The sequence below is a fragment of the Enterococcus infantis genome (genome assembly GCF_049166715.1).
In the GTDB taxonomy this organism is placed as follows: domain Bacteria; phylum Bacillota; class Bacilli; order Lactobacillales; family Enterococcaceae; genus Enterococcus_C; species Enterococcus_C leclercqii.
The window spans coordinates 1-12,779 of record NZ_JBMHFB010000002.1 but is presented as its reverse complement, the minus strand read 5'-3'; the positions used below and the strand labels follow the sequence as shown (position 1 = coordinate 12,779).

General features: G+C 36.9%; 8 protein-coding genes and 1 pseudogene. 1 reads left to right on the top strand and 8 read right to left on the bottom strand.

The features are described from left to right. Positions 1–269: 269 nt before the first annotated feature. The 5 genes from ACOMA8_RS02680 to ACOMA8_RS02660 form a co-directional block, all read right to left on the bottom strand. Positions 270–1,817 (bottom strand): ATP-binding cassette domain-containing protein, encoded by a 1,548-nt coding sequence (locus ACOMA8_RS02680; protein ID WP_421368276.1) that lies wholly within the window; start codon positions 1,815–1,817, stop codon positions 270–272. Between the two features lie 322 nt (positions 1,818–2,139). Further along, complete coding sequence (locus ACOMA8_RS02675) at positions 2,140–2,340, bottom strand: hypothetical protein (protein WP_161898849.1); 201 nt, start codon at positions 2,338–2,340, stop codon at positions 2,140–2,142. Positions 2,341–2,669: 329 nt separating this feature from the next. Continuing rightward, positions 2,670–4,412, bottom strand: a complete 1,743-nt coding sequence (locus ACOMA8_RS02670; RefSeq protein ID WP_421368273.1) for an ATP-binding cassette domain-containing protein — start codon at positions 4,410–4,412, stop codon at positions 2,670–2,672. Continuing rightward, positions 4,396–6,177: an ATP-binding cassette domain-containing protein gene (locus tag ACOMA8_RS02665; protein WP_421368271.1), complete on the bottom strand. Its 1,782-nt coding sequence runs from the start codon at positions 6,175–6,177 to the stop codon at positions 4,396–4,398. Before ACOMA8_RS02665 ends, ACOMA8_RS02670 begins: the two co-directional genes overlap by 17 nt. Before the next feature lie 802 nt (positions 6,178–6,979). Further along, the gene (locus tag ACOMA8_RS02660; protein ID WP_421368269.1) at positions 6,980–7,366 is read right to left on the bottom strand and encodes a hypothetical protein; all 387 of its coding nucleotides are present in this window, start codon (positions 7,364–7,366) and stop codon (positions 6,980–6,982) included. 909 nt (positions 7,367–8,275) lie between these two features. On the opposite strand from ACOMA8_RS02660, the gene ACOMA8_RS02655 reads away from it, so the two are divergent. Then, positions 8,276–9,874 carry an ATP-binding cassette domain-containing protein gene (locus ACOMA8_RS02655; protein ID WP_421368267.1) on the top strand — a complete coding sequence of 533 codons (1,599 nt, stop codon included), beginning with the start codon at positions 8,276–8,278 and terminating at the stop codon, positions 9,872–9,874. 1,144 nt (positions 9,875–11,018) lie between these two features. Here ACOMA8_RS02655 and ACOMA8_RS02650 read toward each other — a convergent pair. From ACOMA8_RS02650 to ACOMA8_RS02640, 3 genes and pseudogenes are all read right to left on the bottom strand, one after another. Continuing rightward, on the bottom strand, positions 11,019–11,408 hold the full coding sequence (locus ACOMA8_RS02650) for a VOC family protein (protein WP_421368264.1): 390 nt from the start codon (positions 11,406–11,408) through the stop codon (positions 11,019–11,021). 154 nt (positions 11,409–11,562) lie between these two features. After that, positions 11,563–11,967 (bottom strand): annotated as a pseudogene (locus ACOMA8_RS02645) (recombinase family protein); the annotation flags it as partial. Positions 11,968–12,541: 574 nt separating this feature from the next. Further along, positions 12,542–12,685: a DUF5301 domain-containing protein gene (locus ACOMA8_RS02640; protein WP_421368738.1), complete on the bottom strand. Its 144-nt coding sequence runs from the start codon at positions 12,683–12,685 to the stop codon at positions 12,542–12,544. Between the last annotated feature and the right edge of the window lie 94 nt (positions 12,686–12,779).

The following is a 12,779-nucleotide window of genomic DNA, read 5'->3' as shown; positions in this document are numbered from 1 at the left end:
ATGTTGCCAGTTGCCATTGCTGCATCTGCAGTGAAACGCTTGACACTTACCGCCTATTATCAAAAAAAGAACCAATCCCTCAGTTATCGGGGTTGATTCTTTTTAAATAGAGCAGTCGCTTCAAGCTATAGTTTAACAAGTCAAACCTGGCAGTTTTAATTCCTTGGATTTACCAATTAACAATAACTGCCTTCACTGCACGATTTTCTTCGTACAGTTTATGAATTTCAGCCAGTTTAAAAAAATCCACGCTCCTTTATCTGAAGGAATCAGCGTACCACGATAATTTCTTCGTCAAATAATTCTACATAGTTCTCCATATTGTGAGCGACGATTACCAACATTCGGTCGATTTGATTCATCCTTTTTACAAAGTGTTCGATGGTCAATGTGTTCATCGCGGCAAACGGTTCATCCATCAATAAAATATCCTTGTTGCTGCACAATCCTCGAAGTAGCGCAATGACTTGCTTCTCACCACCACTCAGCTTATGGAGATCCTCATTTTCTTTGATATGTTGAATAATTGCTTTTGGGAAAAGTGATTCATACCGTTCTAACCGACTAGAATCATAGGTTTGATAAATCGTGACATTGTCTTCGTACGATCCATTAAAAATCACCACTTTTTGCGGTAAGTAACAGACACTTTCCGAAACATCCAGATTGCCTTCACCATCATGGCGGATTGCTCCATGATTGGGTTTCTCAAAGTTCATTAGTAATCGCAGCAAAACACTCTTCCCTGTGCCATTTTCACCTGTTATCAAATATTTTTTAGGAAAAGATAACGATAGGATTGGAAGATGAATACTCGCGTGTTTGTACTGTTTATGCAAGGCAGAAGTTTCGATGGTGCGGAATTTTTTTGTTGTCCTATTTTCTTGACGCTTGGATTCATTGATAATTCCAAGTAATTTCTTTTGAACCTTTCTTACCGAGTTTACCTTGCCTAAACAAACATTAAGCTCATAAATAGGCTCGATAAATCGCGTGCTATAGGTAAAGGAAATCGTCGCCATTCCGACAGTAATTTGATTGTGAAAGAGCAACAACGCAACCACAATAAAAGTAATGACCGCCACAAATTCAACTGCACCACCATTGATGACCATTGCTAAGCTATTCGTCTTTCGGAAAGACATATTTGAGTTCAGAACATCGTCCAGCTCATCTTCATGGAGAGAAGTAATCGTTTTTCGACTAGAACTATCCAAAATATCGTGAGCATCGAAGAAGTTTTTAATCACATTTGTATAGTTCCCCAAACGAGCATAATAAACCTCATTTTTTTGTGCTAATTTTTTTGCTGTAATTCTAGGTACAAAGACGACCAGAATCGAAAAGATCAAAATAACCAATGCCACCCAAACATTCACAAATAAAACTAACGAAATTCCAAAGACCAGGATTAATAAAATCGATCTATAAATTGCTAGTAACGGACTTAAATAATTCTGACACATCTCTGTAATGTCGTTGGCCTGCATGGAAATGTACCCTGCATTGCTGTACTCATGAAAGCTTTCATAATCCCTTCCAATCGTGGAATTAAAAAAATCCTTTTTTATTTCCTTTTCAAATTTTATGCGCCGATAGTCTGAAACACGATTTGAGAAATAGGCATTTATAAGATAGAGGACAAAAATACCGGAATAAAGAGCAGTTAGGCAGAGGATGTATGAAAGTCCTTTGTGATAATTATCTACAATCCAGCCAGGAAACAATAGAAAAAGCGAGGTAAGAAATGCTTCAATTAAATTTAATACAATTCCGAGAATGATATAGCCACGAATTGCCCATAAATATTTTTTCATAAAAACTCCTGTCTAAACGAGTGTTTCTTCTCTTTATATTTTCACTCCACCCTCAATAAGCAATTCCTAAGCCCAAATTTGGGGTTTGAAAAAGTCGTGCCGCTTGAAAAGAGAATCAGCACAAGATTCTCTTTCAAAATAAATGGAACACTCTTTTTCACCTATTGGCGTGTACCTTCTTCTACTTTAGCAGTTTCGTATTCCTTTTTGATTACTTGTAGCGCGCTTATTAGAACGACAGTCCAAAATTAAGAGCAGGGGTAGAAAATAATGATTAGACCCAAGCTTCTCCCTTATTGTTCTAAGAGGTGAGCCGGAGCAGCTAATCTGACTGTCTAAAATATTTAACTATAGTTATCCCTATAGCTATTACAAATAAAACAGTCCATAATGTTTCATTCAGTTCAGCGATATTTTGCCCCAGAAGAAATTGTATGGACACCATTGCTCCTATAAGAAAAAACCATCTGTTGGCCACATTTTTGAAAAAGCTGATTCCGGAAAAATGATTTTTGCAATCCATGAAATCCCTCCACTCTTAGAACATCGCTACAATAGAATTCTCCACTACAGTTTTCGATCTTTCGTATATCAATCTAATTATAACATTCGAAATTGTAAGCGAGACCAAATCACAAAACCATCTTTCCTTAATTATTTGTATTATCTTGACAAGACGCTATTTGCGCTCAATTTTCGCCTTCCTTTTGGCCTGTTTTGTTGTTGTCATTTATCAAGTGGTTCAATAAAAATCAGAGCCCTTTTTTAGCATTGCAGTTAACCTCCCTCAGTAAGGGGAAAGCACGACGAAGAAACCCTCTGTTATTGGAGTCTTTCTAATTAGTGACGAAATCACAATTCTTTAAAAAGTGAAATTTGTGTCTCCCACAGGTCCTTGTACTTGCCATTTAAAGTCAGTAACTCGTGATGAGTTCCTTGTTGAATAATTTCACCTTTGTCTAATACGTAGATTCTGTCCGCATGTCTTGCAGCAGCTAATTTATGAGTTACGAGCAAAGTTGTTTTTTGTTTCCCAGCAGCCTCAAAGACCGAAAAAAGTCGCTTTTCCTCTAGAGGATCAATCGCTGATGTGGGTTCATCCCAAAACAGAAAATTAGCTGGTTTGTAGAAACTTCTTCCCAGAGCAACCCGCTGCCAAGTACCGCCGGATAACTCGCACCCGCCGAAATCTTTACTCAAATTGGTAGTCCCAGTGATCCCCTGAGGTTCTAATTTTTGCTGCAAACGTAAAGGAGCAATCGCTTGGTGAAAGAACGCAGGATTGACTGTTGTGACATCTTCGCCAATAGCAATATTTTCCTGAAAGGATAGTTTATAGCGACTATAGTTTTGGGTAAGCCCGGAAATCTTACCAAACCGGCGGGAATTTCCCTTGCCCTCTTGATAGCGAATATGACCGGTTGTCGGAGTATACAGACCCAAAATCAGTTTCAAAAGAGTAGATTTCCCAGAGCCATTTTCCCCTACGAAGGCGATTTTTTCGCCAGCTGTCACCGTCAAATTGACCTCGTGAAGGACGTTCTCAGAAGTACCCGGGTAATGAAAGCTAATGTTTTCTAAATGAATTTGATGAGCTTTTTCAAGACGAGCAGGCGCCACAGAATAAGAGGTAGCTTCGGTAAAATCATGGAAAGATTGGAGATACACGTACTTTTCGCAGATTGCTTCAAAATAGATGGCCCAGCCAGCCTTGGTATTTTCCACGAGCATTTCGGAGATGGAAAGCAGCGCGATAAATTCACCAATCGTAATTTGTTGTGTCACCAGCGCGGCAGAAAAGATAGCAAGAACTAGGAGATATCCCAAAACGCTGAGAATCATATTTTTTTGTTTTTGTTTTAGGTGAAAAGTTCTTATTTCTTCGTCAACTTGAGATAACTGATTGTTGCTATTGGCATAAAAATTGAAAAAACGGTCTTTTGATTGTGTTGCAATGATTTCCAGTAAAGCCCGGTCTTTAAAGAGCAGAGATTGATAGTAGGACTTTTTCAACTCGGCCGTTTTCTTTGTCTCATAAGCATTGGTAAGAGTATCTGTACTTCGATTACGCCGCATGGTTACGATTGTCAAAGTAATTAATAGAAGCACAGTTGCAATCAACGGGAAATAATAATTAGCAATTAATACACTGATAAATATCAGAAACGGAATCGTATCAAAGCAAATCTTTAGAACCCCAATGAAAGTGACGGGAAGTTCCCTTACAGCAGTATGATATGTAGTGTATGCCTCTAGAAAATCGGGATCATGTGCAGCTTCCAGTGACAATGCCGGAATTTTTTTCGCAACATGACGATTCAGCTGATGGGTCAATCGTCGAGTAGCTCCATTCAGAGAATAACTGGTCATTGCATGGAGCAAGTGAGAAAAAATCACAAAGCCGCCCCATCCAATAATGCTCGCAATACGCTCATTCAGACTTTCTGCGGCAAATAAAACATCAATCATGTTTGACAATGATGCTACTTTTAGAACAGACCAAAGACTCGCAGCCAATAAAAGGAGAGCCAGCCAGATTGTACGCATCTTGTCAAAAGAAAAACAAAGGGTAAATAACTTAACAAATTTCTTCATCTTCATACCAACTTTTTTGATTGTGATAGTAGTGACTAAACAGACCACCGTTATTTACCAAAGTTCGAAATTCTCCAGACTCTTCGATGGATCCCTTGTGAATAACAAAAATTTCATCTGCTAAAAAAACGGATCCCATTCGATGAGAGATAAAGATAGCCAGGTCATTTTTGCATAACCCTTCGACTTCCTGATAAAATTGTTTTTCTGCGCGACAATCCAGTGAAGCACAAGGTTCATCAAAAATGAACAATTTTTTTATCTGATGCTTGCATCTTAAAAAGAGGAGCTTTTGCCACTGACCGCCGGACAATTCAATGCCTTGTTGGTGGATATTTCCCAACATCAAGGAATCAGCCAAATATTCGGGGCCAAGCAATTCCTTTAACTCCTGATTCCATTCAATTTTATTCGCCTCACAACTACCATCATTGAGATTGAGGAAATCAAAAACTGGAATTGCGAAATGATTAAAGTCCTGTAGCATAAGATTGCAGCTACTCCTTAAGGCGGTCTTATTCAGAGTCCGGAGTTCAAGTTCACCAAAGTAGATGTTGCCCTCATAATTGCCATACAAGCCTAGCAAAAGTTTGATAATAGTAGATTTCCCTGAACCATTTTCTCCAAAAAAAGCATACTTTGAGCCTTTATTTAACTCAAAGGAGACATCTTTCAGCGTATACGCTGTGGCCCCCGGATACTTGAAAGAAACATGTTCAAAACGGATTTGTTCGAATATTTCAGGCGGCATCTGCATTTTCTCCAAGTCCGATAACTGACTGGCCTGCGTATAAAAAGCCCCTACAGCAGCCATATATTCCCAGTTCTCGCTGTAGTCTTCCACAATTGGAAGTAGTTCATTTGAAACAGCGTTCATCACCATCATGAGGGCATTAAGCAATGCAATAAAGAATCCGATAGAAAGTTGCCCGTAATAGACTGGGACGATCAGAATCAGTGCTGTAAAGACACTCACAAGACTTGAAAAAACAGTCACAGCATTGATCTTCATAAAGAATGGAAAGGCAAGCTCCTTCTCCCTTCGATACATCTGTTCCCAATCTTCATCGTAAAACTTATCCAATGCCTCACTATTATCAAATACCAGACGCTCCTCAGCAAACTCAAAACTGTTAAATAAGGAAAATTTGTACTCATTTTTCCTTCTCAATGGAATCAATTCTGAAAATACAGCATAATTGTTTTTACCGTTCTCAATAGTTATCTTGATTAGCGGCAGCGTAATTGCTAGAATACCCAGGCCAATCCAGATATTTTGACTGGCAACGATTGCGAGCACTAATAAGAACGAACAAATTACCGACAAGAGCTCAAATGTATTCCGCACAGCTGTAGCAATGCGTCCTGAAAAATCATTAAAGATCATCTCAACCTGATCTTTGTAATCTTCAGACTCCATCACTTCATAAGGAGTCGCCAAATGCCGCTTTACCAATTCCGGCTCAAGTGTCCTTTCACAGAAGAGCTCAAACCGCATATTTGCTATATCTAATCTATGAGCTACCAGACTTTGTAGAAAATAGAGCGTTCCCAGCAGCAGAATTAGCGGTAACAAACGTTCTACCATTAGAGTGTCAGGTTGCAACTGTTCCAGAAACTGATTAATCATCTTTCCAAGCACAATCATATACATTGTCGGGAAAATCCCACGAAAAAAATAGATAGTCCCTAGTTTAAAAATTACAGCTCTATGTCGAGTGAAAAGAGTAGCGAACTGCTTCAAGTGGCGCATGCTTTGTTTCATACGAGTCCCCGCTTTTTAAATTGTCTAGAAAATCACCATTTCTCAGTTACCAACACCTTCATTTTCAAAACAAGCGATATCCATAAAATAATTTAGTCTTTCCTTTTAATGGTTATAGTAATATAATATCAAAAAAATTACAGCGCTTACGATAACTTTAAAATTAGATACTACGAGTTATATACATCTATTTCAAGCATCCCTTTACACACTAATAAAAAACACAACTGACTTCTAACGATAGCAATACATTTAAAAATCAAGACAAATTTATTGATAGAACAGGCATGGTGTTAAAATTAGACGCACACAACATACTATTCCTTTATTGGGCTATCTTTCTAAACTACAACTCGATCAGCAAAAACTCACCAACATAAGATAGTCAATTTATCAAAAAAGTATCCCCTTCCTATAAGGAAAGCGATACTTTTTCGGAATGATCGGCCACACGCTCGATTCCTACTTTACTCGAGTATTCCTCAATTAAATTTTCACGACGAACTGTTTGAGATTACTCGTGAAGTGCTTTGGAGAAATTTTTAGTGGGCGCCTTTTTGAACCTAGTCAAACGCCGGAACCGAGTTCAGCTCGCAGCGAAAAGCGAGTACAATTTTGTGTAAACTCCTTGTGTCTGAAGGTGGATAATTTGATTGAGCAACCTTTTAGACGCTTAAGTTTGCGCCAGTTGAGTTCACAACTTCCTGAAAAAGCCGCTCAAAAAAATCGCAAGCTAAAACATTCAAATTCTTAAAGACTCATTTAAGCTCCACAATACTTAGTGTACCAAGCAGCAAAAAGCTTAGTTAAAGCCATAATTGGAAACACCCCACCTGTTTTCAGCTGTGTCATAAGTGAGATACCAGTACCAGTTATCGAACCTGTCTTTCGCATTCTGTTCATGATTAGAGTCTCTATTTGGAAACTCCATCTCAGCTCTAAATACCATGCAGGATTTCTCATCAGAGCATTCATTTATCTTTTCGATATATTCATCTTTATAGTGTAGTTTAGTTATCCGCCCAGATTCGAATTCTTCGGAAAACTTCTGCTCAATTACCCTCACACCTTGTTGTATCTCCGATTTAGAATACACCCTTGAATCTTCTAATTCTACAGCTGTACTTTCAAGTTTTTGACTGCTGCAACCTGCTAAGATACATAAGAAAAAAAGCATCACCTTTTTCATTTTCCACCTCATAGATTATATTTTTATCAGTATGTGATTTTCAATATAAGGACATTAAAAATGCATTATTTTTTATCCTATCTCTGGTCGTCTATTGATTGATATATATCTAAAATGATACCTTTTGGTTCTCACTAAAATCCAGTTCACAATTTGCACAGTGATACTGTCCGTTAATAGTTTCGTACCCTTTGTATTGCAATATCTACAAATCATCACTAATCTCGCGGTGTTATAAATAGTATATCACGCAAAAAATAATGCCGACCTTCTTTTTCTATCAGAACTTAGCAATTACTCCCACCAAACTACGGGCTCTTTTTTTCCAAGAAATCCTAGAGCCTCTCTTTATTTTTAACAAAATATCCGTATAATCTCGTTTTCAACAACAACTCTATAAACCATACAATTATTGGTATATCAAAAACCAATTATTTCAATATATAATTATTGAACACTTTCCATATAGCCTTTAATCTCATACTATAGATATCTATCAACTGAAGTTGCCGTTCTCTACAAGCTAACAATAGATTCACTTTCAGCTAATCCAACTATTGTTATAAAGAAATACTAAGAGTCAAAAATCTCAATCTATCACTATTCAAGTAAATAAAACTCATCTATACTGTTCATAGATGAGTTATTCAGCACAATAAAATAGATCTCCGCACGGGTATGGATAACTTAACTGTTCAATTCAGCTATAACTCGAATTCATCAATATATACCGGTCTATTAGTCGAACTAATGGCTAACCTTAATCGTATGATTAAAACGTATAATTCTTTGTTAAACGTTTCATCACTAAAATTTTGGAAAAATTATGAAACCTTCTGCTTTGATAAAAAACTAAGAACGGTATAAAAGATCGAGGTCTTCCTCGATCTTTTTTGAAAGGAAAGATAGATGAAGAAGCTTATCAACAAACTGAAATGGACCATTATGGCAGGCTTTATTTTTTACGGTATTTTTTCTCTGACGTCTTCTCTCTTTCCAATGATGACAAAACTTCTTATGGATAAATATAACCTTGGAGCGCCTTATCTTGGAAAACTGATTATTTGGTTTCTAATATTGGTTGTTTTAAATAACTGTTTTGAATACTTAAATCGTTTGTGGGAATGGAAATTATCAAGAGATTTCAACTTGGAAATCAGGCAGCAATTATTCTCGAAATTCATCTCACAAAAGCCAAAGAAATTTGAACAAGCACAGCCTGTAGATTATTTGAGCATCATAAATAACAATGTAGATGCTGTATACGAAGATTACCTCAGTGCCTGGATTGATCTCCTGAAAAGTATTGCAAACTTGCTCATTTACTGTGGTAGTATGCTATTTGTTTTAGACTTAAGACTGATGGGGATTATTATAATCTTTTCAGTTGGAACCTCACTTTTGCCAATTTTTACACAAAAAAAATTGGCAAAACTACGAAAGGAACAATTAGGCCAACTAAAACTATACAACCGTCTATTATTGGATTTACTCTCTGGCTATAAATATGTACAACAGAAAACAATTAAAATCTTTCGGAAACGGCATCAAGACTCTTTGACACAATCCGAAGAAAAAAACTTTCGCTTCGGTCAATTCCGAGTTCTCAGTGACATGACCAATAGTATCGGAACTAATTTGATGAACTTGGCAGTTTTCTCCTTAGCTGGCTACTTACTATTACATAATGAAATAAGCTTAGGTGCCGTCAGTGCAGCATTTCTCTACACAGGTCAATTGATTGGATCCATGCAAGGAGTCTTGAGTTGTATAAATGTCTTGAATTCTTCAAAAGATATTGTTGCGGAAATTGAAGAGCAGCTAGAACTCCCGGAATTAGAGGAGTCTGATTATCCACCAAGACAAGTAGCAGTTTTTGAAATTAACAATCTTAGTTTTCAAAGAAACGAGTACAAGATGTTTATTGATGCAGTAACTTTTGAAAAGTTTCATCCTACAGCTATCATTGGACAGAGCGGTGCTGGAAAATCAACACTGGTTAAGTTACTAAACGGTGAACTGACCCCGTCTACTGGTTCATTTTACTTTGATGATGTTCCAATAAATACAAGTGATCGAACTGCATCTATCTTCACACTACAACAAAGAGAACATTTATTTGAAGCTTCCTTTACTGAAAATGTAACTTTATTTGGAAGTTATCCTCTGAATCCACAAGTGAATCAGTTACTTAACGAACTACCCGAATCTATTCAAAATCGAGTAATAAATTATCATGACATTTCTGAATTAAGTGGCGGTGAGCGTCAGATTATTTGTATTCTTCGAATGCTGAATTTTGATTTTCCAATTACATTTTTAGATGAGCCTTTTACTGGAGTTGACCAAAAATCTAAGCAAATTATTTTGGACTTTCTGGTAAAATATCAGCAAGGAATATACATTGAAGTAACTCATGATACTCAATCAGTGACGTTGAAGAAATATGACCAAGTCTATCAGGTTTTCGATGGAACACTTCACCTATATAGCCAGTTTGACAAATGAAGTGCCTCTCCGTTTGATTAATATCTAGGAATAACAAAAATGGCAAACTCTCATAAAAGGGGAATACCTATGACTTTTGATTGTGTGCTTTTCCTTAGAAAGGAATAGCTTCGACTGTTTTTGAAGCGTTATGTTTGCGTTAGCTTTTGCAACATTGATTTTGAAAATCAGTAATGACAAGAAAAAAATAAGCCTGTCGTAACCTTTAGCGAGATTCGACGGGCTTATTTTCCGTATTATTCAACTATTTCACTTCTGCATTACCAGCATCAAAAGAGCCTAGTAATTTCAGCTTAATCCTGTATTTTTCCATACTGCTTTACTAGACTTTCAATAATATGCTTTCGCCTTTTTAGGTTACCACTATAAAAAACCATCGTCTTGTTACCGGTTAGATAATAAAAATCATAACGGTTTTGACCTGTGGCATGTGCCACAGCTTCAGGCGTTAAATGGAAGTTTTGTGCATACTGATTCAATACTTTACTAAATTTGAAATTACAATAAAAAAACCAAGTTCAAAGGGCGAGGATTATGATAAAGATCAGTACTGACAAGCATTTTATCCAAAGCGCGCGATGAGAAAACAAAACCATTAACATCTGACTACCAGAGATTAAGGCCATAATAAGCGCAAATAGAAATGACTTACGTAACTCTTTGTTCATTTTTTCCTCACCTCGTTCTATGAAAATGGTATTATTTTCGTATGAGCCTTGCAAGTCACCCTAAATGCTCTTTCCCCAGTTGCAAACGTCATTCAACATATGCAGCTTCTGGCATTGAAAATCCGCTCTTGTAGTGCCGTTTTCCTTCTATCGTAATTGCGGCAAAAAAAAATCACTTACTTTCATTCCCTTGTTTTTTATTCGAGTAATATTGATAATAAAATAATATGCCTAGCATAAACGAAATAATAGCAAGGATTAGCATTAGGGGATTCGATGAATTATAATATAAATCACTGTATATTTGATTGACTACCAATAGGATAAATGAAAATATGAACCAGAATGTTCCAGAGATTAGCATAAAAAATCCCCCTTTTCGTGAAGGCGATTGCAATAACAACCTTATTATAACATAATCAATTGCTGCATACATGCTCCCCTTTATCTCTTCACTACCAGTAAGGTTTAATCAATTAACAAGCTTGCGTAACAACTTCTAATTTTAGACGATCTGGATCTTCAAAAAAGAAAGTATAGCGATCTTTTCCACCGGCAAAAGGAAACTTATCAACATACAGTTCTTTGGCACCAAAATCCTTCATTCTTACTCGAATCTGATCTACCTGTTCTGTGCTATCAACCGAAAATGCCAGATGATTTAATCCTATGTTTTTTCTATGAAATCCTTTTTCTCGATAGCTCTCTTCAGCCTGAACAAAGACAATGTAAAATGTTTTATACCTGTAACTGAATCCATGCTCCCAGTCCTGATAAAGCTGGTAATTCATAAGGGAAAGCAAAGTAGAATAGAACTTTCTTGTTTTTTCTAAGTCATTTACATATAGTTCAATATGATCCATCATATTTCGTTCACCTCTTTATCACGAGAATTAAATCCGCAGCGATTGGCCAAATCAAGGCACAAAGTTCTACTGCTATTGTAGCTTTTCGTGTTGTCCCAACTCCCAACCAACGCCCACGCATTCTTGCATGGGTCTTTTTGGTTCTGTTTTCTCATCACTTTTTCGATACTATCTCGCCGTATCGCTGCTTATATCGCTCGATTGTAGATTTATCAATTTCAAATAATCGTGCCGTTTTTTTATAAGTATGTATTTCTAGGTAATCTAGGATCTCTTTGATTTGTCGTGGCGTTTTCTTCATTCGTCGACCATCTCTGTAATTCGGATTATGCAGCTGCTGATACTCTTTTCCCTCTTGGGTTCGCTGAACAACCATATCACGTTCAAATTGGGCAAACGCCAAAAACATATTCAACATTAAGCTGCCACTGGGCGATTGATCGATTCGACCCATATTAAGAATATTTACCACGATATTTTTTTCTTGTAGTTCCGAGATCAAGATGGTTCCCTGCTGAATCGAAGGCGACAGTCGATCCAACTTGGTGACAATCAATTCATCACCTGGAGAAAGCGTCTAAAGCAATTCCTCAAATTTTAGACGATCACGTTTTGTACCAAAAATTTTTTCGCTGTGAATTTTTTCTGCTCCAGCACTTTTTAACATTCCTATTTGACCTGCTCATTCTTGGTCGTTTGTTGAAACTCTGGCGTATCCAACCATCAAAAATAGCCCCTCCATTTGCATATATAATTTGCGCATGTCCCGAAGCTGGTTTTATCACACTCAGCTTGCATCTGTAAAACTTAGAAGTTTTGCACATGAGATAAATCTCTACCCTCATCTCAATCTCTTATCGCTGATTTCCTACCCACGATAAAATTAGAGCAATGATTTCATGAAAACTTCATAATAAATAAAAAAGAGGATAGTGTTTAGGTTCAGGACTTCCCGCCACCTTCAGATGTGTTCCCAATCCATCAAATCACCTATGAAATCATTTAGTAATACAAAAAAGGAAATGCCGAAGCATTTCTTAAAGTGTGATTTGATCAAAACAACATCATTTGACAAAGAGCTAAAATAAGACAGAGTCAACCTTAAATGCTGACTCTGCCCCATATTCTAATACTTAATTGTCCACAATTTGTTTAATTCTTGTCATTAGTTCCCTATTACTACGATAAATACCGTCGTATGGTCGCTCGATATAGACTTTTCCATTTTCTTCGAAGATATATAGTGGAATGGCAACCCTTTTTTTGACAAAATTTATAAGGTGTCATGAAACCTTCCTGTTATTGCTCCGATTGCCCTTGAAAATGAGTCTCCTCGGATCTGATGCTTCTCGGCAGATGCTCAAGCTAAAA

Excerpts from the sequence above, each read along its gene's own strand:
- ACOMA8_RS02680 (WP_421368276.1), bottom strand. The coding sequence starts at position 1,817 with ATGAAAAAATATTTATGGGCAATTCGTGGCTATATCATTCTCGGAATT.
- ACOMA8_RS02675 (WP_161898849.1), bottom strand. The coding sequence starts at position 2,340 with ATGGATTGCAAAAATCATTTTTCCGGAATCAGCTTTTTCAAAAATGTG.
- ACOMA8_RS02670 (WP_421368273.1), bottom strand. The coding sequence starts at position 4,412 with ATGAAGAAATTTGTTAAGTTATTTACCCTTTGTTTTTCTTTTGACAAG.
- ACOMA8_RS02665 (WP_421368271.1), bottom strand. The coding sequence starts at position 6,177 with ATGAAACAAAGCATGCGCCACTTGAAGCAGTTCGCTACTCTTTTCACT.
- ACOMA8_RS02660 (WP_421368269.1), bottom strand. The coding sequence starts at position 7,366 with ATGAAAAAGGTGATGCTTTTTTTCTTATGTATCTTAGCAGGTTGCAGC.
- ACOMA8_RS02655 (WP_421368267.1), top strand. The coding sequence starts at position 8,276 with ATGAAGAAGCTTATCAACAAACTGAAATGGACCATTATGGCAGGCTTT.
- ACOMA8_RS02650 (WP_421368264.1), bottom strand. The coding sequence starts at position 11,408 with ATGATGGATCATATTGAACTATATGTAAATGACTTAGAAAAAACAAGA.